A 25039-nucleotide genomic window follows, 5' to 3' on the forward strand; every position below is an offset into this window, starting at 1 on the left:
CTGACCGGTTGGTATGTTTAAAGGAAAGAAAGCATCAAGTGCTTCCATTCAATCCTTCAAGCAGAATTTTAATAAAAATTTCCGAGATTTCTGAATCCGTTTCACGCCCCGATGGATCAAACCAGAAGTAGCTCCAGTTGGCCATTCCCAATACCCCGAGTGCGACAATATCCACCGGCAGGTCATTCCTGAATTCCTGTTTCTCCATCCCTGCCCTCAGAATTTCTTCGATTTGGCTGCGGAACAAATCCCGTTTAGAGGCAATCAGGCTAAGATGGGGTTCGCTCAAATTACGCATTTCCCTGAAATACACCTTAGCGCTCAATCCCTCTTTTTCTATATCGTGAATCAGCAAATAGACGACTTCATACAATTTTTCTCTATAACTCTTTTGCGGATCTTCGAGGATGGTCTTCTGCTTTTGAAGAAGACTGTCAATATAGCTTAAATGAATATCCATCAGAAGCTGCTCTTTGCTTGTGAAATAATAGTAGAATGTTCCTTTTGTGACATTCAGCTCGTTTACGATATCCTGAATCGATGTTTCCTTGAATCCCTTTTCAGCAAAAAGCTGAATGCTCATTTGTCTGATTTGTTCTTTCATGCTTATGTCCTCTCCATCTAGCCGGTTTTGCTCCGATTATAGCATAGCCGCTTAAGATTAGAGTTTCTTGGCTGATTCTTCTCTCAGAGCACGCCTTAAAATTTTACCGACATTTGTTTTCGGCAGCTCTGCGCGGAACTCTACCTCGCGCGGAACTTTATAGGCAGCCATCTGATTACGGCAAAATTCAATCATCTCTTCAGCTGATGCACTTTTGCCCTCTTTGCAGACTAGAATTGCTTTAACTGTTTCACCCCGGTATGGATCCGGAACACCTATAACAACAGCTTCCTGTACGGCTGGATGTTCATACAGCACCTCTTCTACATCGCGTGGATAAATATTGTAACCGCTCGCAATAATCAGGTCTTTCTTTCTGTCTACGATATAAAGATAGCCCTCATCATCTACCCTGGCCAAATCTCCGGTAAAAAGCCATCCGTCTCTTAATGCTGCAGCGGTTTCCTCCGGCATATTCCAATACCCTTTCATAATCTGAGGTCCGCTGATGACCACTTCTCCAAGCTCTCCATTCGGAAGCTCCTCGAGGCCTGTTGCGACATCGACAATTTTATAAGCGGTTTTTGGAAAGCCGATTCCAACGCTTCCTGGTTTGCGCTCCCCAAAGTTCGGGTTGCAGTGGGTACAAGGCGAAGCTTCAGATAAGCCATACCCCTCGAGTATATTAGCGCCTGTTTTTCTCTCAAACTCCCTAAGCAGTTCAACCGGCATCGGAGCACTTCCGCTATTGCAGATCCGAATGCTGCTAAGATCGTACTCTTCCGCTTTTGGATGGCTTGTGAGTGCCACATACATGGTCGGTACCCCGGGAAACATCGTCGGCTGTTCTTCCTTAATCGTCTGAAGCACTTCCTCGAGATCAAATCGCGGCAGCAAAACCATGCAGCTCGCTGTTAATACGGATAGATTCATACAGGAAGTCATGCCAAAGACGTGGAAAAACGGAATAACCGATAAGCTTTTTTCCTCTCCGATTACAACATCATGCTTGAAGAACTCATAAGACTGGTAAACATTTGCGACGAGATTCCGGTGGGAAAGCATTGCTCCCTTCGATCTTCCTGTCGTTCCGCCGGTGTACTGAAGGACGGCAATGTCATGTTCCGGTTCAATCGGAACATGAGCGGGTGGTCCCTCTGCTTCTGCAAGAAAAGAATTAAAGCTAAAAGCTGCACTGGCAGGCTTTTCGGTGTGTCCTGGTGTGAGACTTACAGTGACCGCCTGTTTTACGCTTGTTTCTTCCAAAACGGCTTCTGCTTTCGGATAAAGCAGATCATACACAATAAGCGTTTTCGCCCCGGAATCCGTCAAAATATGAGAAAGCTCCCTTTCCATCAGCATCGGATTCACTTGAGTGACAATCCCGCCGGCAGCAAGGATGCCGTAATAGGCGATGACATATTGGGGACAGTTCGGAAGCATGATGGCAACCCGATCACCTTTTTGCACGCCATTTTTTTGAAGAGCTGCAGCGAATTCCCCTGCCAATCCTGCAAGTTCCTTATAGCTGAATGTTTTTTTGTAAAACGTTATCGCCGTCTTTTCCCCGTGCATCTCAGCAGTCGAGCGAAGCATTTCATGAATCGGTATGTCAGGTATCAGGCAATTGTGGTCAATGCCTGGCGGGTAGCTTGCTAACCATTGATTCGTTGTCTCCATCTTTCATCCCTCCATCTGTCAGTAAGTCAAAGTGCCCCCATCAACAAGGAGCGTACTGGCCGTTACAAATGAGGCATCATCGCTTGCGAGGAAGAGTGCGGCTTTTGCGACTTCATCCGGGCTTCCCGGTCTGCCAAGAGCATTAGCAGAAGAAATAATCGGCCAGTTTTTTTCATCCAGCTTCCAGTCTTTAATAATATCCGTATCAATTACTCCCGGGGCAATCGCATTTACCCGGACCTTTTTCTTCCCGTATTCAAGTGCAGCATTTTTCGTCAGCATGATTACGCCTGCTTTTGATGCATTGTAAGGCGCAAGAAGCTTCTTCCCTTTTAGCCCTAGGATGCTGGACGTGTTGATCACACTGCCGCCCCCGCCCTCCAGCATTTTCGGAATTCCATACTTCATCCCTAGAAATACACCTGTTAAATTGATATCAATGACCCGCTGCCATTCCTGAAGTGACATCTCTGCAAGCCTTACACTCTCGTTGCTTACACCCGCATTATTAAATAAAATATCGAGAGATCCATAGGTTTCCGAGACTTGCTCCATAAGCTGCTTGATTTCATCCTCAGACGTTACGTCCGTTTTAATAAAAACGGCTTCTCCGCCCTCATCATGGATTTGAGAGACTGTTAGCTGGCCGCCCTCTTCCATAACGTCCGCTACCGCTACTCTCGCTCCTTCCTTTGCAAAAAGGAGAGCAGCCGCACGGCCAATCCCGCCCGCTCCTCCGGTCACGACCGCTGTTTTCCCTGCTAGCTTCATCCGTTCACCTGCTTTCTTTTTCAGCTCTTACGCCACCAAAACCTGCATAATCGGTTTTAAGAATATCTAAGAGAAACTTTACAAAACGTGCGTACCCCCATCGACTACCAGCACATCTCCCGTCACATAATCAGAAGCCTGGGAGGCCAGAAAAACAGCCGCTCCTTTTAAATCCTGATCGGATCCAAATCTGCCAAGCGGAGTACGCTGAAGAAGACCATCCTTCCCTTTTTCTATAATGACCTGTGACATTTTAGTAGGGAAAAAACCTGGTGCAATGGCGTTTACATTGATGTTGTGCTGCCCCCACTTGGCTGCGAGATCCTTCGTAAACGTAATAACCGCACCCTTGCTCGTGTTATAGCCAATTGTATCCATAAATTTCGGATCCGCACCGCCCAGACCCGCAACGGAGGAAATGTTGATGATTTTTCCGCTTCTCTGCCGGATCATATAGCGGCCTGCCTCCTGCGACATCAGGAACGTACCCGTAACGTTTACATTCATTACCTTCTGCCATGCATCCAAAGGCATCTCCTCAGCAGGCGCCCCCCAGGTTGCACCGCTGTTGTTGACGAGAATATCGATTGCTCCAAAGCGTTCATACGCAAGTTGAACAGTCCTTTTTACATCTTCCTGTGACGTAATGTCGCATTCAAGGGCCATCGCATGACAGCCGGTTTCTTTCTCGAGTCTTAAGGCCGTTTGTTCGCATGCCTCTTTTTTCCTTGAGCAAAGGACGATATTCGCTCCTGCCTCAGCAAGACTCTCCGCAATCTGCTCACCAAGCCCTCGTCCTCCGCCGGTAATAATCGCGGTTTTGCCTCTTAAATTGAATAGTTCATTTACATGCATTCGCTTCACCTCATACCGTCTGCAGGGAGACGTCGTATTTTTTCAATTCAAGCCGTGCAAGCTGTGCTTTATGCACTTCATCCGGTCCATCTGCAAGTCTGAGCGTTCTTGCATTCGCCCACTGCGCGGCGAGCGGAACATCCTCGCTGACTCCTGCTGCTCCGAATGCCTGGATCGCCCGGTCAATCACTCGTAAAGCCATGTTCGGTGCAACTACTTTAATCATCGCAATTTCAGGCTTCGCTATTTTATTGCCGACCGTATCCATCATATACGCTGCTTTAAGTGTCAAAAGCCTTGCCTGCTCAATGTCAATACGTGATTCAGCAATCCAGTCTTGTACAACACCTTGTTTAGAAAGCGGTTTGCCAAATGCTTCTCTTTTTTGTACGCGCTTACATAATTCTTCGAGCGAACGTTCAGCGGCACCAATCAATCTCATACAATGATGAATTCTTCCAGGCCCCAGCCGGCCTTGGGCAATGGCAAATCCCTTTCCTTCTCCCCAAATCATATTGGACGCAGGGACGCGGACATCCGTAAAAGAAATTTCCCCGTGTCCATGAGGCGCGTGATCATATCCGAAAACAGGCAAAGTCCGTTCGATTTTCACTCCCACTGTATCAAGCGGAACAAGAATCATCGACTGCTGCTCGTACTTTGGCGCATCCGGATCGTTTTTCCCCATCACAATCGCAATTTTGCAGCGCGGATCCCCAGCACCGGATGACCACCACTTCGTACCATTAATTACGTACTCATCCCCGTCTCTTTCAATGCGGCATGATATATTCGTAGCATCAGAGGACGCGGCATCTGGCTCTGTCATTGAAAAACAAGACCTGATTTCTCCTGCAAGCAAAGGCTCAAGCCACTGCTTCTTTTGCTCTTCTGTTCCATAGCGGACAAGCACTTCCATGTTCCCTGTGTCAGGAGCCCCGCAGTTAAACACCTCAGGTCCGATTAGTGACCGTCCCATAATCTCACATAGAGGGGCATATTCAACGTTCGTCAAGCCTGCTCCATATTCACTGTCTGGAAGAAATAAGTTCCACAGACCCTGTTTCTGAGCTTCTTTCTTCATCGTTTCCATAATTTCGGGAACGGCTGACCACCTTGATGATTGGCTGTTTAATTCTTCTTCATACCGCTTTTCATTAGGATACACGTGCTCATCCATAAATTCGTTGAGCCGCTTCTGCAGATTCTGTACCTTTTCCGAATACGAAAAATTCATACAACGGTTCCTCCTTCGGCCAACTTACTAACCGGTTGGTATGTAACGTTGACTCTATCATATACTAAATATTCTAACTTTTTCAACTGGTAATCTGTAATTATCTTTATAAGGGTCTATTATCTGTGAAACCCCGTACAGATAAAAAAGAACATAGGGGGATGATGAGAAGTGACGGAATTGAATAAACCGAATTAGGATGAAGTCATGAAAAAAATTGATGAGCTGAACAAAAAGATCGAAAGACTGGAGTCGAAATTGCAGCAGCCAAGCAGTACAGGATCGAATATTTTGGTGCTTGTTCCCGTTGCGGCTATCATAACGTGGGGTCTTACAAAAATCTTTTAAAAATAGAAGGGCACAGACAGGCAGAGTTTCCGCCAGCTTCTGTGCCCTTATTTTTTTAGTTGGCTCTGTTAAACTTGGCTGTTGATTTCCGTTGCAGACACTCGCTTTCCGCGGGGCGGGCGGTGAGCCTCCGCGGCGCAGGCGCCTGCGGGGTCTCACCTGTCCCGCTGCTCCCGCTGGAGTCTCGTGTCTTCCACTCCAATCAACAGGTGTTAGAAATCAACATCAGGCTTTAACAGAGCCTTTTAGTTATAAAGCGGAGTGAAAACCTTATTTCGCTAATTCATAAATAGCCTGCGCATAGATCGCGGTTGCGCGGATTAAATCCTCTATTTCGATATATTCGTCCTTTTGATGAGCAATATCCGGTCTGCCAGGGAATAGAGGACCGAATGCAACGCCTGCTTTCAGTGAACGGGCATACGTTCCGCCCCCGATTGAAATCAGGCTCGCTTTTTCCCCCGTTTGCTCTTCATACACTTTAGATAACGTTTGGATAAGCGGGTGATCTGCTTCTACATAATGAGACGGTGAATCATTGAACATGGTCAGTTCCGCACCTTGAATGGATTCAAAAGCAGCCTTGATTGGTTCTGATGATGCGGTAACCGGATATCGGATGTTGATCCCCAGTTCACCGGTTTGATTCGAAAATTTCATCGTTCCAAGATTAACTGTTAAATCTCCGCTTACATCATCATTCGCTTTTATTTCCAGAGCCTTACCTCTTGTATCCCCATCAAAATGGTCTTTTATAAATGAAACGAATCGTTTTCCGGCTCCGTCCAAATCGAGCGTGTTAAGGAATGAAGCTAAGCTGACTCCGGCATTCTCCCCATTATTTGGTTCCATCGCATGGGCAGAAACCCCTTCGATTTGGAGAACGGTTTGTCCGCTTCCTCGTTTAACTGAACCTTTTACTCCCTCTTTTTCAAGCCATGCTGAAAACTGAGCTTCCAGTTCAGCTGTTCCTTTTACTTCAGCTTCTGCAAAATCAGGCACCATGTTAAACCGCCGGCCTGAGGAGAAGGAAACAAGGGTTAAGCTTCCGGAATCAGCTGATTCTTCTCCATTAAATTGGAGCTTCGCATCAATAATCCCTTTTTCTGCATGAATAATCGGGAAATCCGCATCAGGGGCAAACCCGATATCCGGCATTTGTTCATGCTTAAAGTAATGGTCTACACAGCGCCAGTCACTCTCTTCATCCGTACCGATAATCATGCGGACTTTTTTATTCAGCTCGACACCTGAATCTTTTACAAGCTTCATGGCATGATAAGCAGCCATTGTCGGCCCTTTATCATCGAGGGCACCGCGGGCAAAGATTTTCCCATCGCGGATATCAGCTCCATAAGGATCTGAGCTCCATCCGTCTCCCTCAGGAACCACGTCAATGTGGCACAGGATGCCAAGCAGTTCATCCCCCTTGCCCATTTCCAAATGGCCTGCATAGCCGTCCAGGTTTTTTGAAATAAAGCCATCCTTCTCGCCTTTATTCAGCAAGTGCTCAAACGCTTCCTGGATTCCTTTCCCAAAAGGAGCTCCTTCCTGTCCGTCTTCTTCATCCAAAACACTTTTAATCCGCAAAAATTCCTGAGTGTCTTTAATAATCTGATCTCTTCTTTTTTCTGTTTCTTCAATCCAATTGAACATCCTTAAACCCCTTTTCTGCACTATGTATGTTTTACTTCTATATATGATAAGATACCAAACGAACAGGTTCCATGAAAGAACCGTGCAAAAAAAAGAAACGCACCCCTTGCATTTTTATCTAAAAACGAATATTATTATTAAGGTTTTGAAATAATGTTCGTATTATTTGGAGGTTTCCCATGTTTAAACTAAAAGAGAACCAGACCACTTTAAGAACTGAAATTATTGCTGGCTTTACGACTTTTCTTACCATGGTATACATTGTAGTAGTTAACCCGCAAATACTTGCTGCTGCTGGAGTACCGCCGCAGCAAGTATTCGTTGCAACCATCATTGCATCAATTATCGGAACGCTTTGGATGGCTTTATTCGCGAACTATCCCATTGCGATTGCTCCAGGAATGGGACTAAACGCATATTTCGCTTTTTCCGTTGTTGGAGGGAAAGCAAACATTTCCTATGAAGTAGCATTTGCTTCCGTATTTGTTGCAGGTATTATTTTTGTCATCCTATCACTCACTCCATTCCGAAAACAGCTGATTGAAGCCATCCCTTCAAACCTGAAAAATGGAATCACAGCCGGAATTGGATTATTTATCGCTTTTATCGGACTTCGTACTTCCGGAATTGTTGCCGATCATCCTCAAAATCTCGTAGCACTAGGGGATCTTCATTCAGCACCAGTCGTGCTCACGTTAATTGGACTTGCTATTACACTCGTCCTGATGGCCCGCAATGTAAACGGCGCAATCTTTATCGGGATGATCGTGACCGGCCTAATAGCCTTTTTTACCGGGCAGCTTAAAATTACAGGAGTAATGGCATTGCCCCATCTTCCTGAAGGGATCATCATCAACCCTATTACAGCATTTGGAGATGTCATTCATTACGGATTGTACGCTGTTGTATTTTCCTTCCTGCTTGTAACCATCTTTGATACAACCGGAACGATGATCGGTGTTGCCCAGCAGGCAGGCCTTATGAAGGGCAAAGAACTTCCTAATGCGAGAAAAGCCTTGCTTGCTGATTCATCCGCTACCACGATTGGCGCTATGTTTGGGACAAGTCCTACCACAGCTTACATTGAATCGTCTGCAGGAGTTGCAGCTGGAGGAAGAACTGGTCTTACTGCACTCGTGGTTGCTATTCTGTTCGCAATCTCCTCCTTCTTCTTCCCGCTTGTGAGCGCAGTTTCCGGAATTCCGGCGATAACTGCACCGGCATTAATTATTGTAGGAAGCCTGATGATGGGTTCCATTGCGAACATCAACTGGAGCGAATTGGACGAAGCGTTCCCTGCATTCCTTGTTGTTCTTAGCATGCCGCTTACTTCAAGCATTGCCACAGGTATTGCCCTCGGATTCATTTCTTATCCGCTCATGAAAGCAGCCAAGGGAAAATGGAAAGAGGTTCACCCATTTGTTTATATCTTTGCCGTATTGTTCTTTATTCATCTAGTTGTAATTGGTTCTCATTAAAAAACCGGCTAACGCCGATTTATTGACTGCCGCCAAGTCCTAATATTGGGAACTGGCGGCAGTTTTTTTATGGGCACGGATTCCACAACCTGTACCTTAGGAGAGTGAATTATTAATGTAATCCCAAGACCTTCTGTGTCCACGGGCACTGTATAAATCGAACCATAACTGTTTCCAAAAGGCATGTATTCAGGCTGACCAAGCTGAGTTCATAGTATGACCTTGCCTGCTGCTCCGGCCAGTTCATTTTCATTGGAATAGACGAGTCCGGTTACCTGATGCTCAACCATTTCAGGAATGCCCCCCCGCTTCAGGCAATCCAAAGATTTGTACTTTAGCTTAGAAAATGATATTTCAAATTAACACTCTGTTTCTATAGAACTAGGCAAAAGTCGAATTTGAGAAAAATTTATGATATCTGTTCCAACTGGCATAAAGGAGGGAAATAAGCATATATAGTAAAACTGAAGTATGTTTTTAAAATTAAATATGTTAATATTGTGTAAATTCAAGCCTCAAGGTAGAATCTTTTAAGCGATATCGTGTAAAATATGAGTGTAGCATCAACTATACCAACTAAATAGGGTAATACGAAGACATTTTCAGCGGTTGACATCCTAGATTGATTCGGGTCTTTAGACCTGTTCAATCCAATAATGAGGAGTGGTTTTTTGAAACCTTCAACTAATCGTATGCTAAACCGTATCAAATCTATTTACATGTACATCATGGAAAGAGGTACAGTTACAACACAGCAGCTTGTTGACGAGTTTGGTATAACACCAAGAACCATTCAGCGTGATTTAAATGTGTTAGCATACAACGAGCTTGTCAAAAGCCCCAGCAGAGGTAAGTGGACGACTACAAAAAAGAAAGTAAAACTCACTTCGTAACACAAGCACGGTAAGAACCTATACATAAAAAAGGAGCCGGAAAAATTCTGGCTCCTCTTTTTTATATAAAATCTGCCGGTTTGCTATTTCGCAAAATCTCAACTTCTTCATCGGTCAAATCACGGTACTCCCCAGGTTCAAGATCCTCATCCAGCTCTAAATCACCCATGGTCAGCCGCTTCAAAAAAGTCACCTTTTTACCGACCGCTTCAAACATTCTTTTTACCTGATGAAACTTCCCTTCCGTAATCGTCAGTTCGATTTCAGAGGTGTCACCGCTCTTTAAAATAATGAGTCTTGCAGGCTTTGTTACGTATTCATCATCCAGTGTTACTCCTTTTTTAAAGGCAGAGATATCAGATTCAGTGACCTCACCTGAAATAACCGCATAATACGTTTTCGGAACATGCTTTTTTGGAGAAAGCAGCTGGTGGGAAATCTGGCCATCATTCGTTATCACAAGCAGGCCTTCCGTGTCTTTGTCCAATCTGCCAACAGGAAAAGGCTCTCTGACCGCATCCTCTGGAGTCAGGAGGTCGATTACCGTATGCTGGGCAATATCCTCTGTAGCGGAAAGGACGCCGGGAGGCTTATTCATCATCAGGTAAATAAACTCCCTGTACTCCACCTGCTCTCCATGAACCGTAACGATCTGTTTTTCAGGATCCACATGTGTTTTGGCATCCTTGATGACGGTGCCATCTGCAAGCACAGCGCCTGTTTTCAGCATTTTTTTTACTTCCTTGCGGCTCCCGTAACCGATTGTAGCCAGAAGTTTATCTATTCTCATTTTTATTCCACCTCATTTTAAAAGGAAAGGCTCTTAGGCCTTTCCTTTGTTTTTTCTGTTCAAAAATGCAAAACGTGAGCCGAAGAGCTTTTCAAGAAGGCGGGATTTATAAGCCCCATAAAGATAAGCTGCCGCACCTCCGCCAATCGTCAATGCGAGCAAGATACCGGACTCTACTTTACCGGCTTTGAAGTTGATAAAGATTTCGGCGAAAGACTGTATAACAGAAACAATCACACTCATCACAACAGTCAGAATCAGAATAAAGATGGTTCTTTTAAAGAATTTTTTCATGTTAAACTTCGCGTGTTTTTTAATCATAGCAAATCCGTATAGTATGGAAACTGCGAAGCCAAGGGAAGTCGCAAGAATCGACCCTTCTCCTCCTAACCAGAGAACAAGCGGATAATTTACTGCCGCTTTGACGATTAATCCGACAGCGAGACTAATAACCGCAAGCTTTTGCTTGTTAATTCCCTGAAGTATCGCTGCATTTACGGTGAAGTAGCAAAATAATAATGCAGACGGTGCCTGCCATTGAAGGAGCAATGCAGCTTCTTGAGAATAATTAAAAAACATTTCATAAATAGGTCCTGCAAGAATGATCATTCCTGCAGTTGCGGGCAGAATCAAAAACATGATAATTTGAAAGGCCTGGTTGATCTGCTGGTGCACCTGGCGCATTCCGCCTGCTGTAAAGGCTCTTGTAATGGATGGAACAAGAGTTAAACCAAATGCAGTAGCTAGAGAAACCAGGATCATAATTAGAGATCTGCCTTGAAATTGTACATAAGCAAAAATGTCTTTGGATTCATCACGTGTATAGCCTTTTTCCATTAATGCAGCATACATCGAATCCTGATCAATCAACTGATAAAGAGGAATCGCGAGACCTACAAATACAAAAGGAAGCGAGTAGGCGAGGAGCTCTCTAAAAAGCTTTCTCATTTTGATATCAGAAGGCGGTATTGTATTTTCTTTCATCGCCTCAAGGGTATGTCTTCGCTTTCTCCAATATCCATACAGAACCAAAAGTCCCCCAGCCGCTCCAACTGCCGCAGCCAGAGTCGCATATCCGATGGCCGTTACAAGCGAGCCATGATAAATATTAAGTACCGAATATACGGAAGCGAGCAGGAAAATAATCCGGAACAGCTGCTCAACAACCTGAGAAACGGATGTCGGACCCATCATTTGATGCCCCTGGAAAAATCCTCTGATGAGAGCCATAATGGGTACGATAATCAACGCAACGCTCAGCATCCGTATCACATACGTGACATTCTCAATTTCCTGGATTGGAGGATTTTTTGAGTCCAAAGAAGCCCGGGCAATATCTGGGGCAAGATAATACAAAGCTGCAAAGCTAGCTAATCCCATGAGAAGCATTACAATCATTCCATTACGGAACATTCTCAGGCTGGTCTGATAATCCCCCATAGAGTTATACTTCGATACGAATTTTGAGACAGCCATTGGAAAACCTGCTGTTGCAATACTTAGAAAAATAACATATGGAGTATATCCCATTTGATAGAGAAAGGTTCCTTCGTTACCGACCATTGCAAAAAATGGTACCATGTAAATAATGCCAAGCAATCTGGATATGTATGTACCTAAAGTTAATATAAACGTGCCTTTTAACAATTTATCCGACATAAAGGTTATCACCATTCCTGTGAAAGATAGGGTTCATATATTAATTGAACTTTTCTATTTTAACACACGAATGCACGAAGCGGAAAAGTTGTTCGGATTTGGCATTTTTCTTTCTCCTGCTTTCGGCTATAATGAATGGAGATTTACGGAAAGAAAACAAAGGTTGTGAAAAAGATGAACTATGATGTAATCGTAATCGGCGGCGGACCCTCAGGGCTTATGGCGGCAATTTCGGCCGGCAGCAGGGGCGCCAAGGTTCTGCTCATCGATAAGGGCAGCAAGCTTGGCCGGAAGCTCGCGATCTCCGGAGGCGGACGCTGCAATGTAACCAACAGGCTTCCTATAGATGAAATTATTAAGCATATACCCGGCAATGGCCGATTTTTATACAGTGCATTCTCAGAATTCAGCAATGAAGATATCATTACCTTTTTTGAAGGACTAGGAGTCGGACTGAAAGAAGAAGATCACGGACGGATGTTTCCCGTTTCAGATAAAGCTCAGTCTGTCGTCGATTCGCTGCTGGAGGAGCTTAAAAGGCTCAAGGTTCAAATCAGAGTCAATGAGCCGGTTAACCAGGTCGAGTATGAAAATCATCAGGTGAAGGGCGTCACCTTGAAGACCGGCGAGTTTATCTCCTGTGATGCCGTCGTAACAGCCGTCGGCGGGAAAAGTGTGCCTCACACAGGAAGCACAGGAGATGGATATGCGTGGGCTGAAAAAGCCGGGCACACCATCACTGACCTATTCCCGACCGAAGTTCCCGTTACATCAAGCGAACCCTTTATCAAAAACAAATCGCTTCAAGGACTCGCATTAAGAGATGCGGCTCTAAGCGTGCTCAATCCTAAAGGGAAAACGGTCATCACTCATAAAATGGACATGCTCTTTACTCATTTTGGCATTTCAGGACCGGCCGTCCTTCGCTGCAGCCAGTATATCGTGAAAACGATGAAGAAGTTCAATGCGCAGTATGTCAGAGTATCCATTGATGCTTTGCCTGGCCGAAAAGAAGAGGATATTTTTCAGGAGCTCGTGAAGCTTGGAAAAGATGAACCGAAAAAAGCCCTTAAAAATCTCTACAAAGGGCTGCTTCCTGAACGATATCTTTTATTTTTACTGGAACAGCAATCCATCGATCCGAGCGAAACGTATGCCCAGATTCCCCATGATAAGCTCAGAGCTTTCGCTAAATCTTGCAAGCAATTTGAGTTTAAGGTCGATGGAACCCTGCCGCTTGATAAAGCATTCGTGACAGGCGGCGGTGTATCCGTAAAGGAAATTCATCCGAAGGAAATGGCCTCCAAGCTAATGCCGGGACTATATTTCTGCGGAGAAATCCTGGATATTCACGGCTATACAGGCGGATACAATATAACGGCCGCGCTCATTACTGGGAAACTTGCAGGACATAATGCAGCAGAATACGCGAAGTATAAAGAGGAAAGCCCGGTGTGAATATAGCCGGGCTTTTATGCTTTTTATAAGGGGCTGCGTAAGGGGCTGCGGGCATTAGCGAAAGCTGTCGAAAAGTCGATATTCTTGAAAAATAGCCGATATATTCGAATTTCGGTCGATATATCTGAATTTCGGTCGATATATCCGTATTTCGGTCGATATATCCAATTTCGGTCGATATCTCTGATTTTCAGCCGGTTCATCGGTACCCCACCCCCCACCGCCACTCCAGTTCAGCCAAATATACCCGAATCCCTACTAATATTACCGACTTCCGCTCCGTCCGATCCCTTTATATCAAGCCTCACTAAATATATCGAGCCCAGCCCCCGCAAAAAAAAAGCAAGCACACTGCCTCTCATGGCCGGTACATGACCATAGCCGAGAAACAATACACTTGCTCACCGCCGGAATCGCATGAGGCTGCTACAGAAAATTTTATATCCACCAGCTGTTCATCATCGATGGAGGATAAGAAGCGGTTTACCTCTTTTTCCAGGTCTTTTTCATGCTCTTCATCAAACAGAGCTACTTTCATTAAATCAGCACCACCCTAAGTCGCAGCCCTCCGCATATTGCTGCTGGCCGCAGTTTCGGTCATACAATTTGTAAATCCTGCCTTCTTCCAGTATAAAACCTTCAATTAAATCATATTGCTTGCCCTCTTCATTTATGACAAGCAGTCCGATGCAATCTTTTCCGCAGTACAATTCAATGAGGTCGTCACTTAATTTCGCAGTTACGCGCTTTGTGATATCGAGCATATGGTATTCACTCATCGCCCATTCCCCCTTTACCTCAATGTATGAAAAGAGGGGTTATTTATGTTAACGCTTTCAGTACAGACAATACAGTCTTATTCTATATACCTCTGGCAGACAATAATCGGATCCTGTTTTTAACTAAGAATAATAAAACCTGTATCCACCATCTCGATACAGGCAGATTTCTTCTGCTCAAATTGAAAGGACGCCATTCTAAAGCAGTCACTCCTATCTTTTTTTCTTTTTTGAATTGTCTGCAGCTGCTTTAATTTTACTGACGCTCTGGAAAGCAACTAGAACACGAACATTTTTTTCATCGGTTTGGGTAACCTCTGAAACTTTTCCTAATTTCCCTTTAATTTTCAAGTCTTCTCCAACGCTTGGAACTCTTTTAAGCATCTGGCTTAATACAATGTTTTTGCCGTCAAAAAAATGAACCGTAGTCAGCACGATTTCACCTGCTTTATATGAATGGGATTAGAAAAACATCTATTTCCTTCATATAAACTATAAGTTTAGCCTGCTGTTTAGAACCATAATTCGTTTTAGGTTTGACTTGAGAAAAGTCTAAAACAAGGTGTTCATTAAGTCCGTTTTAATGCTCTCTCCCCTTTTTACAATTTGTTTGATTTGGCTGATTTCCGCTCCAGGCTGCTTGCTTTCCGCGGGGCGGGCGGTGAGCCTCCTCCTCGCTTCGCGACTGCGGGGTCTCACCTGTCCCGCTGCTCCCGCAGGAGTCAAGCACCTTCCGCTTCAATCAGCCTAATCCAATTCTTTAGAACAAACTTATTTTCATAAAGAAAACCCCCGTTTTGCCTCAAATCAAAGCATATCGGGGGTTTTCCATCTCATTATTTTCTTTCAGCAGGACTTTTTAAAAAGCCCCGTTTTTCACTTATTGCTTCGGCACGGTTTCGCCTTTCCATTCAAGCATGCCGCCTGTCATATTGACCACTTTGTAGCCCTGCTCCTGAAGGAAAGCTGCCACATTTTCGCTTCGGCGTCCTGAGCGGCAGATAAAGATGTATTCTTTCTCTTTATCCAGTTCGCTTGCTCTGGCCGGGATCTCTCCCATTTTAATATGCTTCGCTTTCGAAATCATACCTTCTGCTACTTCTTCGTCTTCGCGGACATCGATTAATTCAATATTTTCTCCGTTTTGAAGCTTTTCCTGTACTTCTGACGGTGAGATTTCTTTAATCATTACTGCATTCAGCTCCTTATCCATAATGTCTTTATTATAGCAGGCGTGCCAGCGGGTTGCGAATAGCCGGATTATGTAGGAATTCAGCAGGTTAATGGTGAATAGATGTTCTATACAGGAGGGGATGATGTGAAGGAAATAGACAAACGAAACCGTTTGAATGAGAAGCCCTTCAGCTTTCAGACATCAAAAAATCAAACAGTTTTCCTCTTCTATAGAGGAAAGCAAGTAAAAATTTTAAAGGGCGGCGAGGCGGAGAAGTTTTTAGCCCGAATGAATCTGGCCAAGGATGATCACGAAATCCAGCTGCTTCTGGCAAAAGCTACGGGTAACTTCAAACGGGGAAATGAGCGAAGTAAATAAAGTATCCTTATGGCACTTCATCCTTCAGTTTCATGGTCCTTCCCGTCACTCTTCCTAATTTTTTTCCTTTGATGCGTATAGAAAAACGTATTTTATGGCATCCTTTATAATGGAGCCAGCTCCTTTCGTAATGCAGCTCTGATTTGGTTTGATTTCTTCAATCAGCCAAATTAACCTGCGAGGTTACGAGTAAGGGGCTGGTTTTGTTTGAAAAGCCTATGCAAAATATCAAAAAAGCTTGCAGAAGAATATCTCTGCAAGCTTTTTCTATCTTATTCAGTTCGCCACAATATTAATCAATTTGCCAGGGACGGCAATTACTTTGCGGATGGTTTTGCCCTCAAGCTGCTCTTTTACTTTTGCATCTTCAAGCGCAATTTTCTCCATTTCTTCTTTTGAAGCCTGGGCTGGAACAAGAAGTTTCGCTTTTACCTTGCCGTTAAATTGAACGACCACTTCCACTTCATCTTCCACTAGCTTGGACTCATCATATTGCGGCCATTTTTCGTAGGCAATGGTATCGGAGTGACCAAGCTTTTCCCAAAGCTCTTCCGCAAGATGGGGAGCAATTGGAGAAAGAAGCTTCACAAAGCCTTCCATATACTCTTTCGGAAGCTCAGTCGCTTTATACGCATCATTCGTGAATACCATAAGCTGTGAAATAGCCGTATTGAAGCGGAGCCCTTCGATGTTCTCGCTCACTTTTTTCACGGTTTCGTGGTATACCTTCTCTAAAGACTCGTTTCCGCTGTTTGTAACCTTCGGAGTCAAGTTTCCGTCATCTTCAATCATCAATCTCCATACACGGTCAAGGAAGCGTCTTGCTCCATCCAGTCCTTTTTCAGACCAGGCGATGGAAGCTTCAAGCGGTCCCATGAACATTTCGTAAAGACGAAGCGTATCAGCACCATGGCTTTCAACAACTTCATCCGGATTGACAACGTTGCCTTTAGATTTACTCATTTTTTCATTATTTTCACCAAGAATCATTCCTTGGTTAAACAGCTTTTGGAACGGCTCTTTCGTTGGAACCACGCCGATATCGTAAAGGAACTTGTGCCAGAAACGGGCGTAAAGTAGGTGAAGCACCGCATGCTCGGCTCCTCCGATGTACGTATCAACCGGCAGCCATTGTTTGATTTTTTCCGGATCCGCTAGATGGTTTTCGTTCGTTGGATCGATGTAGCGCAGGTAATACCAGCAGCTTCCCGCCCATTGCGGCATCGTGTTCGTTTCTCTGCGTCCTTTTTTGCCCGTTTCAGGATCAGTTACATTCACCCACTCCGAAATGTTGGCAAGCGGGGATTCGCCTGTACCGGACGGTTTGATTTCTGTTGTTTTCGGAAGCACAAGCGGAAGCTGGTCTTCAGGAACAGCGGACATGGTGCCGTCTTCCCAATGAATGATTGGAATCGGCTCGCCCCAGTAGCGCTGGCGGCTGAATAGCCAGTCACGCAGGCGGTATGTTACCTTCTTTTCGCCTTTGCTGTTCTCTTCAAGCCATTCAATCATTTTTTGAATCGCTTCTTCTTTCCCTAATCCGTTCAGGAATTCAGAGTTTACGTGCTCTCCATCGCCGGAGTAGGCTTCCTTCGATACATCGCCGCCTTGAACGACTTCTTTAATCGGAAGCTCGAATTTCACAGCGAATTCATAATCGCGTTCATCATGGGCAGGCACCGCCATAATCGCCCCTGTACCGTAGCTGATCAATACGTAATCTGCCACCCAGACCGGCATTTTTTCGCCGCTCACAGGATTGATGGCATATGCACCCGTGAAGACACCGGTTTTATCCTTTGCAAGATCTGTTCTTTCCAGATCAGACTTGGATTTCACTTGTTTGATATATGCATCTACCGCTTCTTTTTGATCAGCTGTTACAATCTTGCTCACCAGCGCATGCTCAGGAGCAATAACCGCATAGGTTGCACCGAAAAGAGTATCCGGTCTTGTCGTGAAAACGGTGAAGTTCTCCTCGTGTCCATCTACTTCAAAATGAACGTGAGCTCCTTCTGAACGGCCAATCCAGTTGCGCTGCATTTCTTTAATGCTTTCCGGCCAGTCTACTTCATCCAAATCTTCAATCAAACGATCCGCATAAGCTGTAATTTTCAGCATCCATTGCTTCATCGGACGGCGTTCAACCGGATGTCCGCCGCGCTCGCTTTTCCCGTCAATGACCTCTTCATTCGCAAGAACGGTTCCAAGTGCCGGACACCAGTTCACGGCTACCTCATCAATATAGGCCAAGCCTTTTTCATAAAGCTTGAGGAAAATCCATTGTGTCCATTTATAGTAATGAGGATCGGTCGTGTTGACCTCGCGATCCCAATCATAAGAAAAGCCAAGTGCCTGGATTTGGCGTCTGAAATTGTTGATGTTCTGTTCCGTGAATACTGCCGGATCATTTCCTGTATCCAGTGCAAATTGTTCTGCAGGAAGTCCGAATGCATCCCATCCCATCGGATGAAGAACATTGTATCCTTGCATCCGTTTCATACGAGAAAGAATATCTGTCGCTGTAAATCCTTCCGGATGCCCTACATGAAGACCTGCTCCTGACGGATACGGGAACATATCAAGCGCATAAAATTTAGGGCGGTTCGGTTCCTCACCTGTTTTAAATGTTTTGTTGGCAAGCCAATGCTTTTGCCATTTCTGTTCGATTTTCTTATGACTGAAACTCATATACATCCTCCTTGTTTTCGCTGAACGGACATCGAGTACGCGGCCGTGAAAAATAAAAAAAGCTCCGTCCCTATAAAAAGGGACGAGAGCTTTCTCCCGCGGTACCACCCAAATTAGTGTATACAAACTACACTCGCTTGACATTCGTAACGTGAATGCACGGCAGACACTACTGATTTATTTCGCATCTGCAAACTCAAAGGCGAGTTCATGAACATTTGCTGCTGACTTGCACCTTCCGTCAGCTCTCTATGGTGCATCCTGTTCACTACTGCTCCTTATCACCGTTCGACTATTTCATTCTAATGCTATTTTATAAAAAATTTGAGGGATATGCAAGCTGGTTGCGATTTTTTAGGGAATGCTGTCATCAAAGAGGCATTACTTAAGGGAGAGGCGGCTTGTGACTTGGACAATTTTTGGTTGGGGGACCTTCAGGCTGTTCTTGCTGAGTGGAGAATTCAAAGCTTTTTAGTACGGCTTCACCGCTATATCCAGCGATGATGGATAGCAGTACTAATTGAAAAGAGGATTGCGGTTCTGAGGAGAGGACCAGCATGATGGCCGCGATCGTTCCAACTGCAAAGTCTTCATAGAATCCAAGATATATAAAACGTTTCGTCATTCTCGGTTTTTCAAGACGCCCCCTTTTTTTCATGTGGCTAACAATCCCCATTATGCCTCCGATGATACTGGCAATTAAAATTTGAGCTGTCAATTACACCACCATTCCTTCTTTTTTATTCTGGTAAAGCGGAATAAAAAATGCAGATCGGCGGTCCCACGGGGATGGGAAAGGCTTTTTTATTTCTATTATACAAAATGAATGGGTAAACCGCCTGATTAATTGGAATTATTTTCTATATCGAACAAATGTACTAATTAGAGTGGTAAACTTTACTTCAAAGTTGTTAACATTCTTAAAATAGGAATAGTGCTGGTTGATTTCCACTGCAGGTGTTCGCTTTCCGTGGGGCGGGCGGTGAGCCTCCTCGGCGCTTTGCGCCTGCGGGGTCTCACCTTCCCGCTTCTCCCACAAGAGTCTCGCACCTTCTGCTCCAATCAACCTAAACAAGTCTTGTTCCGAGTCCCTATTTAAAAATAAACCCTTCATCAAATAATGCAGTAGAAAAACCCACTTCTCTTCTTCTATAAAACAAAATAGTGCCAACTTCTCTTATATAGAAATCGGCACTTCATATATTCGCATTAGGTTATCTTGACGCTTTTGGCGGCTGGCATGCGTCACATTTACGCTGGTTATTATTTTTAAATTTTGTAAATGTTTTTTCAAAGGTACTTCCGCATGCACATTTAAATTGCAGCTTTTGAGAAAAACCGTGATATTCCGTTGACAGCAGGGTGCTATCCGAATTTTTCTCAACAAAATCTTTAATTTTATCGATTGTCCATCGTTTATTCATTCTCTTACACCTCCATATTTTTGGCGGAGGCTTTTCTCGGCATCCGTTCGATTGTTAGGTAAAGCCTAAAAGTTTATAAGCTGTTAATTATAATACCATGAGCTGGAGTTGAGTTAAACAGATAGAAATATCTGATTAAACTAACTGCTCCGTAAGTAACCTGCCAAACTTCTAAATGCTAAATTCGCAAACATCTCTTTGTGTTGGAAAATAGTTCCACAGGGTTGGTGGCGGCTCCAGGCTGCTCGCTTTCCGCGGGGCGGGCGGTGAGCCTCCTCCTGGCTTCGCCACTGCGGGGTCTCACCTGTCCCGCTGCTCCCGCTGGAGTCTCCCTGCCTTACGCCGCCATCAACTAACCTTATTTTCAATCAATATTTAATTTCAAAAAGGACAAGTTTTACACTTTGTTGTAACCTGGTTGGTTTCCTTCAAAAAATTTTTGTCCATTTTCTATAAAATTTCATAACTCCCAAACAATCGCCTATCAAAAAAGCCCAAGAAGGATCCAACATCCATCTCAGGCTTCTATTTACCCTTTCACCGTTTCGGCGGAAAGGTCTTGATTTGAAAGATATTTTATATTGCGGTCGTATATCATCGTAATAAAAAAGCTAATAACGAGCAGGCCAATCAGCACGGCAAACATGACGGGCATGTTGTACAAGTCTACTAAAATTCCTCCTAGCAGAGGACCAACCATTCTTCCGGCGGTTGCTGTGCTGTTTATGAATCCCTGATAGAAGCCTTCTCTTCCTTTTGGAGCGAGGTCATTTGCAATGGTGGGAACGGCTGGCCAAACGAGCATTTCTCCGATGGTTAAAATAATCATGGCGGTCAAGAATCCGGAGAATCCTCCCGCTGCTGCAGCGATGACGAAGGATACCATGAAGATTCCCATTCCAATCAGCATCTGGGACTTGAGCGTTTTTGCAAAGCGTTTAACAAAAGCCGAAAGCAAAGGCTGTCCAAGGACAATCATCAGTCCGTTAATCGTCCAGAGGAGACTGTATTGCTTCAGGTCAATGTTGAGCGTTTGAGTATGAGCGGCAATCGTCGACTGCCATTGAACGTAGGCGACCCAGCAAAGCAGGTAGGCAATGGACAGGATGGATAGGGCGGTGAATTTCGTGCGGTCCTTCATGCCTGGTTTTTTTGTGACCAAGGCGGTTGGATGAATCGTTTGCCCCTGAATATTTCGGTATCCGAAAAATGCCACCAAAAAAAAGAGAACATAGAGCAATCCGTTCGCCATAAAAATCCACTGGAATGAGATCGATGCAACCAGTCCGCCCAAAGCGGAACCAATAGCTACTCCGGCATTTTGAGCTACATAAATCGCGTTGAACGATTTTCTTCCGCCTTCAGGCCAGACACTGCCTGCTAGCGCATAGGTTGCCGGGAAAACAATCCCTGATCCGAATCCAACAATCGTAAGCAGAATAACGTAATGCGGCCAGCCATGGAAAAAAATCATTCCAATCAGGGCTGCAAGCGTAATGATGATACCCAGCAAAATCGAGCGATAGCCTCCGATTTTGTCAAACAGAACCCCGCCCGCCAGATTTCCAATTACACTAGCGCCTGCATTCAGCATAAGCACGACGCCTGCTACGGTAAGCGATTTTCCCAGTTCATCGTGTATATATATCGTATTAAGAGGCCATAAAAAAGAAGCCCCGGTTACATTTATGATCATCCCAATTACGAGAAGCCATAGGGAACGCGGCATACGAACCCCTCCTTCTGTATAAATCTTTCAATTCCACTAGCTAGTGTATGAGGTTTTGCCACGTTTTTCAATAGAAGAATACTGGTTTAATAAATAAAAAACATTTCTGATAATTGGAAGTTCCAATCAGAGAAATCCCATTGATTTAGGTTGGTTTTTTCTTAACAGTCCAGGAATCTATCAATTTACGGGATTCGCATATGGTTCGGAAAGACTTTATAATGGAAACAAACATGCAATTTCAGAAAAGAAGGAATGCAGCTATGCAAAACTATAAGTGGGTTTCATTTATGATCACGTTGCTTTTTGCAGGGACTGGCGGTATTGGTTTTCAGCTGATTTCAATGCCAATTCCATGGCTGATCGGCTCCATGGTTTTTGTACTGATCGGCTCAAACATTTTTCATAGCACCAAGCTATACTGGCCTCAGCAAATAAGGAATTCCGGAATGGTAATCGTAGGCTATACCATCGGGTTGTCTTTTACAATGGAGGCGCTGCACCAAATCGGACTGCAGCTTCCTGCCATGATCCTGCTCACCGCGATGCTTCTCATGCTATCAACCATCATTTCAATAATCGTCTCCAAACTATCCGGAATTTCTTTTCCCACCATATTAATGGGCAGTATACCGGGCGGGCTGAGCCAGATCATTCCCCTTGCAGAGGAAACAAAGGGGATTGACATAACGGTTGTCACCTTTCTCCAGGTATCCAGGCTGATGATGATTGTCTTCTGTGTACCGCTGCTGATATTCAGTCCCTTGTTTGGAAATCCGGACCATCATGCTGCAGGCGTTCAGAGGGCTGCCGGCTGGGACGGGCTATTTCCTCACATTTGGATTTTCGCAGTCATCTGTATACTGGCAGCCATCATCGGAAAAAAATTAAAACTCCCGACGGCCTACTTACTCGGACCGATGATTGTGACCATTATTCTCAATCTATCAGGGTATGACGGACCGCCTCTTCCTCAATCCATCCTGAATATCTCCCAGCTGATGATCGGTGCGTATATCGGACTCATGCTGAAGCCTGAAAGATTAAAAAATAAGGTAAGAATTGCTTTCCTTGCTTTGCTAAGCGGATTGCTGCTGATTTCCGGCTCTATCTGCTTGAGTCTTCTCCTTACACAGCTGCATCCCATCACCTTTGTTAGCGCATTTTTAAGCCTATCCCCGGAGGTATGGACCAAATGGCGCTGATTGGAAAGGAAGTAAACGCCGATCTTTCTATTGTGGTTTGCTACCAGCTATTCCGGATTCTATTTATCTTCCTTGCCGTTCCCCCGCTCATCAGGGTTATTTTCAGGACGATTTTGAAAAGAAGTTTGGCTGCAGAGGCATCGAAAATAGAATAAATCACATGCAAAAAACCAGTTAGGTGATCCTAACTGGTTTTTTGCGCTAATTAAATTTCACGCCGAAGCGCGGACAAAACATCAATATTCGTCGCCTTTACAGCTGGACGCAGGCCGGATAGGATGGCCACTCCAATGCTGATGGCGGCTGCAATAAGAACGAGTGACACCGGGATATAGGAAATCTGCATATCAAAAGGAGCGGCCTCACCCCCGCCAGCTGTTGACTGCAGGATAAGCGGGACAATTTTATTTGCAGCCCAGCTTATCCCATAAGAAATGACAACCCCGATCACAGACCCTGCAACCCCAATCCATGCGCTCTCCATTAAAAACAGCCTTCTGATCATGTTTGGCTGCGCACCGATCGCCTTCATAATTCCAATTTGCTGCGTCCTTTCCGTAACGGCCATTGTCATCGTATTGAAAATACCAATAGAGGCGATTAATACAGCTACCGTCCCAACAAAGATCAGCCCAACCTTAAAGGCAGTGAAAAATAGATTCATGCTTTCAAGCTCCTCTGTAATCGAGTAAACGAGATAGCCTTTATCTTTAAGTGCTTTTGTCAGTCCATCCACCTGATCAATTGATGACGCATAAGCGTTCACATTCGTATACGTTATTTCCTTTTCATAATCAAAATCCGGATTGACTAGCGGAGCCAGCTCTTTCAGCATATTGTCCCCGATCATCACATTTGTGTCTTCCATAAAATCTCTTGCAGGCTTTTTGGATACTCCCGTAATGACCAACGGATAAGACTTTTCTTTCCCGTTTAGATCGGTATACACAAACGTTACTTTTTTGTTTAGCACGTCCTCTTTGTATCCTTCAGGTCTCTTCACATTGCCTTCTGGATTAGAGTTGTATGCATCAAGCTGCTTCTGTTCATTTTCAGTGAGAAGCTGTTTTCCAAAATGATACCCAACCACGATTTCATTCGGCTTCTCTGGCATTCTCCCCCGGTCAAGGGATAGATTCGCTTTTTTCTCCTGCTTCATATTCGTTACAATCGATGTGAAATTTTGTCCCGTTCTTCCTTCTAACTGAGCTTTTGCCGGGGCCTCAATCATGTTTCTCGTAACGACCGCTTTCACATTCTCAGTTTTCTCAATATCCTTTATTAAGCTGCTCGTAATGGGCTTGGCAGAATCTTCTCCATTCTGTTTTCCTTCAACCTTCACTTCCGTAAGGATCTGCTGCCTTTGAATTTCATCTGTCAGCGTTTTTTGAAATCCAAACCCAACCGAAGCTAAAACAATCAGGAAGGAACAGCCCATCGTTGTCGCTAGAATGGTCATGAAAACACGAAGACGGTTCTTTTTAATATTTTGCCGGACAAATCCGATCTGATCCTTAAACTTCAACCGGCACACCCCCATTCACTAATACGCCATCATGAAGATTGAAGCGCTTATGGCTTATTTCCGCTACTTCATCATCATGTGTGATGATAAAAAAGGTAATTCCCTTCTCGCGGTTCAGCTCTTGTATCAGTCCTAGAATCTCTTTTTCTGTTTCTGAGTCCAGACTTCCAGTCGGTTCATCCGCGAGAATGATCTGAGGATTCAAAATGAGAGCCCTCGCAATGCTGACACGCTGCTGCTGACCGCCCGAAAGCTCATTTGGATAATGATTCGCCTGCTCTAAGAGACCAACACGGCCAAGCATTTCATTCACTCTTATTTTCCGCTGAGATGCAGAAACTCCTCTAAGAGTTAAAGGAAGAGCAATATTTTCAAAGGTTGACAGACTCGGTATCAACTGAAAATTCTGAAAGATAAACCCAAAATTCTCTAATCGGAACTCCGCCCACTTCTTTTCATTAAATTGAGTTACATCCTGTCCATTAATAAGAATCTGTCCCGCAACCGGCTTCATAAATCCTGAAATCAAGTTCAGCAGCGTCGATTTACCCGATCCGCTCCGGCCGACAATAGAAGCAATTTCACCCTTTTCAATATCAAGGGAAATACCGGTCAGCACCGGAATTTCCCTCTCCTTCCCTTTTTTTCCGACAAAGAAGGAATGAGATAGATCGTTGATTTGTATCATATAAAATCTCCCCATTT

General features: G+C 44.5%; 23 protein-coding genes, 1 pseudogene and 1 other annotated feature. Of the genes and pseudogenes, 6 read left to right on the forward strand and 18 right to left on the reverse strand.

All coding sequences use genetic code 11. The annotated features are described in order from the left end of the window. Positions 1 to 34: 34 nt before the first annotated feature. The 5 genes from J9317_RS15095 to J9317_RS15115 all read right to left on the reverse strand — a co-directional run bounded on the left by J9317_RS15095 (position 35) and on the right by J9317_RS15115 (position 5147). The gene (locus J9317_RS15095; protein WP_211559975.1) at positions 35 to 604 is read right to left on the reverse strand and encodes a TetR/AcrR family transcriptional regulator; all 570 of its coding nucleotides are present in this window, start codon (positions 602 to 604) and stop codon (positions 35 to 37) included. 57 nt (positions 605 to 661) lie between these two features. Beyond that, positions 662 to 2284: a long-chain-fatty-acid--CoA ligase gene (locus J9317_RS15100; RefSeq protein WP_211559977.1), complete on the reverse strand. Its 1623-nt coding sequence runs from the start codon at positions 2282 to 2284 to the stop codon at positions 662 to 664. Positions 2285 to 2302: 18 nt separating this feature from the next. After that, on the reverse strand, positions 2303 to 3055 hold the full coding sequence (locus J9317_RS15105; RefSeq protein WP_211559979.1) for an SDR family NAD(P)-dependent oxidoreductase: 753 nt from the start codon (positions 3053 to 3055) through the stop codon (positions 2303 to 2305). Positions 3056 to 3133: 78 nt separating this feature from the next. Next, positions 3134 to 3910, reverse strand: a complete 777-nt coding sequence (locus tag J9317_RS15110) for an SDR family oxidoreductase (RefSeq protein ID WP_211559980.1) — start codon at positions 3908 to 3910, stop codon at positions 3134 to 3136. A gap of 10 nt (positions 3911 to 3920) precedes the next feature. Next, on the reverse strand, positions 3921 to 5147 hold the full coding sequence (locus tag J9317_RS15115) for an acyl-CoA dehydrogenase (protein ID WP_211559982.1): 1227 nt from the start codon (positions 5145 to 5147) through the stop codon (positions 3921 to 3923). A gap of 207 nt (positions 5148 to 5354) precedes the next feature. Between J9317_RS15115 and J9317_RS15120 the strand changes: the two genes are divergently transcribed. Continuing rightward, positions 5355 to 5495 (forward strand): hypothetical protein, encoded by a 141-nt coding sequence (locus J9317_RS15120; RefSeq protein WP_211559984.1) that lies wholly within the window; start codon positions 5355 to 5357, stop codon positions 5493 to 5495. Positions 5496 to 5765: 270 nt separating this feature from the next. Here the strand turns inward: J9317_RS15120 and pepV are convergent, their stop codons facing one another. Next, the gene (pepV, locus tag J9317_RS15125; RefSeq protein ID WP_211559986.1) at positions 5766 to 7151 is read right to left on the reverse strand and encodes a dipeptidase PepV; all 1386 of its coding nucleotides are present in this window, start codon (positions 7149 to 7151) and stop codon (positions 5766 to 5768) included. A 179-nt stretch (positions 7152 to 7330) separates the two neighbouring features. Here pepV and J9317_RS15130 point away from each other — a divergent pair, with 179 nt between their 5' ends. Then, positions 7331 to 8629, forward strand: a complete 1299-nt coding sequence (locus J9317_RS15130) for an NCS2 family permease (protein ID WP_211559988.1) — start codon at positions 7331 to 7333, stop codon at positions 8627 to 8629. 671 nt (positions 8630 to 9300) lie between these two features. Then, a complete protein-coding gene (locus J9317_RS15135; protein WP_035409698.1) occupies positions 9301 to 9522 on the forward strand; it encodes a DeoR family transcriptional regulator in 222 nt (73 codons plus the stop codon). A 61-nt stretch (positions 9523 to 9583) separates the two neighbouring features. Here J9317_RS15135 and J9317_RS15140 read toward each other — a convergent pair whose 3' ends face one another. Both J9317_RS15140 and J9317_RS15145 read right to left on the reverse strand, forming a co-directional pair. After that, on the reverse strand, positions 9584 to 10312 hold the full coding sequence (locus J9317_RS15140; RefSeq protein ID WP_211559990.1) for a pseudouridine synthase: 729 nt from the start codon (positions 10310 to 10312) through the stop codon (positions 9584 to 9586). Between the two features lie 33 nt (positions 10313 to 10345). After that, entirely contained in the window at positions 10346 to 11971 is a 1626-nt protein-coding gene (locus tag J9317_RS15145) for a putative polysaccharide biosynthesis protein (RefSeq protein ID WP_211559992.1), read from the reverse strand. A 174-nt stretch (positions 11972 to 12145) separates the two neighbouring features. Here J9317_RS15145 and J9317_RS15150 point away from each other — a divergent pair, with 174 nt between their 5' ends. Further along, on the forward strand, positions 12146 to 13429 hold the full coding sequence (locus tag J9317_RS15150; RefSeq protein ID WP_211559994.1) for a BaiN/RdsA family NAD(P)/FAD-dependent oxidoreductase: 1284 nt from the start codon (positions 12146 to 12148) through the stop codon (positions 13427 to 13429). Positions 13430 to 13787: 358 nt separating this feature from the next. On the opposite strand, the gene J9317_RS15155 is transcribed toward J9317_RS15150, so the two are convergent. The 4 genes from J9317_RS15155 to J9317_RS15170 all read right to left on the reverse strand — a co-directional run bounded on the left by J9317_RS15155 (position 13788) and on the right by J9317_RS15170 (position 15397). Further along, entirely contained in the window at positions 13788 to 13967 is a 180-nt protein-coding gene (locus J9317_RS15155; RefSeq protein WP_211559996.1) for a sporulation protein Cse60, read from the reverse strand. A 4-nt stretch (positions 13968 to 13971) separates the two neighbouring features. Further along, complete coding sequence (locus tag J9317_RS15160) at positions 13972 to 14208, reverse strand: DUF2553 family protein (protein WP_211559998.1); 237 nt, start codon at positions 14206 to 14208, stop codon at positions 13972 to 13974. 213 nt (positions 14209 to 14421) lie between these two features. Then, on the reverse strand, positions 14422 to 14643 hold the full coding sequence (locus tag J9317_RS15165) for a hypothetical protein (protein ID WP_347880530.1): 222 nt from the start codon (positions 14641 to 14643) through the stop codon (positions 14422 to 14424). A gap of 445 nt (positions 14644 to 15088) precedes the next feature. After that, positions 15089 to 15397 (reverse strand): rhodanese-like domain-containing protein, encoded by a 309-nt coding sequence (locus J9317_RS15170; RefSeq protein WP_211560000.1) that lies wholly within the window; start codon positions 15395 to 15397, stop codon positions 15089 to 15091. Positions 15398 to 15526: 129 nt separating this feature from the next. On the opposite strand from J9317_RS15170, the gene J9317_RS15175 reads away from it, so the two are divergent. Then, entirely contained in the window at positions 15527 to 15760 is a 234-nt protein-coding gene (locus J9317_RS15175; protein ID WP_211560002.1) for a hypothetical protein, read from the forward strand. Between the two features lie 276 nt (positions 15761 to 16036). Here the strand turns inward: J9317_RS15175 and leuS are convergent, their stop codons facing one another. The 4 genes from leuS to J9317_RS15195 all read right to left on the reverse strand — a co-directional run bounded on the left by leuS (position 16037) and on the right by J9317_RS15195 (position 21604). Continuing rightward, the gene (gene leuS / locus J9317_RS15180) at positions 16037 to 18451 is read right to left on the reverse strand and encodes a leucine--tRNA ligase (RefSeq protein ID WP_211560004.1); all 2415 of its coding nucleotides are present in this window, start codon (positions 18449 to 18451) and stop codon (positions 16037 to 16039) included. A gap of 75 nt (positions 18452 to 18526) precedes the next feature. Further along, positions 18527 to 18745: a binding site (T-box leader), on the reverse strand. A gap of 91 nt (positions 18746 to 18836) precedes the next feature. Further along, positions 18837 to 19169 (reverse strand): DUF4257 domain-containing protein, encoded by a 333-nt coding sequence (locus J9317_RS15185; protein ID WP_156505861.1) that lies wholly within the window; start codon positions 19167 to 19169, stop codon positions 18837 to 18839. Between the two features lie 496 nt (positions 19170 to 19665). Then, positions 19666 to 19875, reverse strand: coding sequence for a hypothetical protein (locus J9317_RS15190; protein WP_211560006.1), 210 nt, complete (start codon positions 19873 to 19875; stop codon positions 19666 to 19668). 529 nt (positions 19876 to 20404) lie between these two features. Further along, entirely contained in the window at positions 20405 to 21604 is a 1200-nt protein-coding gene (locus tag J9317_RS15195) for an MDR family MFS transporter (protein ID WP_211560008.1), read from the reverse strand. 344 nt (positions 21605 to 21948) lie between these two features. Here J9317_RS15195 and J9317_RS15200 point away from each other — a divergent pair. Then, a pseudogene (locus J9317_RS15200) lies at positions 21949 to 22964 on the forward strand (AbrB family transcriptional regulator). A gap of 50 nt (positions 22965 to 23014) precedes the next feature. Here the strand turns inward: J9317_RS15200 and J9317_RS15205 are convergent. Further along, entirely contained in the window at positions 23015 to 24334 is a 1320-nt protein-coding gene (locus tag J9317_RS15205) for an ABC transporter permease (protein WP_211560010.1), read from the reverse strand. Further along, entirely contained in the window at positions 24324 to 25022 is a 699-nt protein-coding gene (locus J9317_RS15210) for an ABC transporter ATP-binding protein (protein ID WP_211560012.1), read from the reverse strand. The genes J9317_RS15205 and J9317_RS15210 overlap by 11 nt, the downstream gene beginning before the upstream one ends. Between the last annotated feature and the right edge of the window lie 17 nt (positions 25023 to 25039).

Source organism: Metabacillus flavus (assembly GCF_018283675.1).
Lineage (GTDB): Bacteria > Bacillota > Bacilli > Bacillales > Bacillaceae > Metabacillus_B > Metabacillus_B flavus.

Coding starts and splice junctions, on each gene's coding strand:
- J9317_RS15095 (WP_211559975.1), bottom strand. CDS start 604: ATGAAAGAACAAATCAGACAAATGAGCATTCAGCTTTTTGCTGAAAAG.
- J9317_RS15100 (WP_211559977.1), bottom strand. CDS start 2,284: ATGGAGACAACGAATCAATGGTTAGCAAGCTACCCGCCAGGCATTGAC.
- J9317_RS15105 (WP_211559979.1), bottom strand. CDS start 3,055: ATGAAGCTAGCAGGGAAAACAGCGGTCGTGACCGGAGGAGCGGGCGGG.
- J9317_RS15110 (WP_211559980.1), bottom strand. CDS start 3,910: ATGCATGTAAATGAACTATTCAATTTAAGAGGCAAAACCGCGATTATT.
- J9317_RS15115 (WP_211559982.1), bottom strand. CDS start 5,147: ATGAATTTTTCGTATTCGGAAAAGGTACAGAATCTGCAGAAGCGGCTC.
- J9317_RS15120 (WP_211559984.1), top strand. CDS start 5,355: ATGAAAAAAATTGATGAGCTGAACAAAAAGATCGAAAGACTGGAGTCG.
- pepV (WP_211559986.1), bottom strand. CDS start 7,151: ATGTTCAATTGGATTGAAGAAACAGAAAAAAGAAGAGATCAGATTATT.
- J9317_RS15130 (WP_211559988.1), top strand. CDS start 7,331: ATGTTTAAACTAAAAGAGAACCAGACCACTTTAAGAACTGAAATTATT.
- J9317_RS15140 (WP_211559990.1), bottom strand. CDS start 10,312: ATGAGAATAGATAAACTTCTGGCTACAATCGGTTACGGGAGCCGCAAG.
- J9317_RS15145 (WP_211559992.1), bottom strand. CDS start 11,971: ATGTCGGATAAATTGTTAAAAGGCACGTTTATATTAACTTTAGGTACA.
- J9317_RS15150 (WP_211559994.1), top strand. CDS start 12,146: ATGAACTATGATGTAATCGTAATCGGCGGCGGACCCTCAGGGCTTATG.
- J9317_RS15155 (WP_211559996.1), bottom strand. CDS start 13,967: ATGAAAGTAGCTCTGTTTGATGAAGAGCATGAAAAAGACCTGGAAAAA.
- J9317_RS15160 (WP_211559998.1), bottom strand. CDS start 14,208: ATGAGTGAATACCATATGCTCGATATCACAAAGCGCGTAACTGCGAAA.
- J9317_RS15170 (WP_211560000.1), bottom strand. CDS start 15,397: ATGATTAAAGAAATCTCACCGTCAGAAGTACAGGAAAAGCTTCAAAAC.
- leuS (WP_211560004.1), bottom strand. CDS start 18,451: ATGAGTTTCAGTCATAAGAAAATCGAACAGAAATGGCAAAAGCATTGG.
- J9317_RS15190 (WP_211560006.1), bottom strand. CDS start 19,875: ATGAATAAACGATGGACAATCGATAAAATTAAAGATTTTGTTGAGAAA.
- J9317_RS15195 (WP_211560008.1), bottom strand. CDS start 21,604: ATGCCGCGTTCCCTATGGCTTCTCGTAATTGGGATGATCATAAATGTA.
- J9317_RS15210 (WP_211560012.1), bottom strand. CDS start 25,022: ATGATACAAATCAACGATCTATCTCATTCCTTCTTTGTCGGAAAAAAA.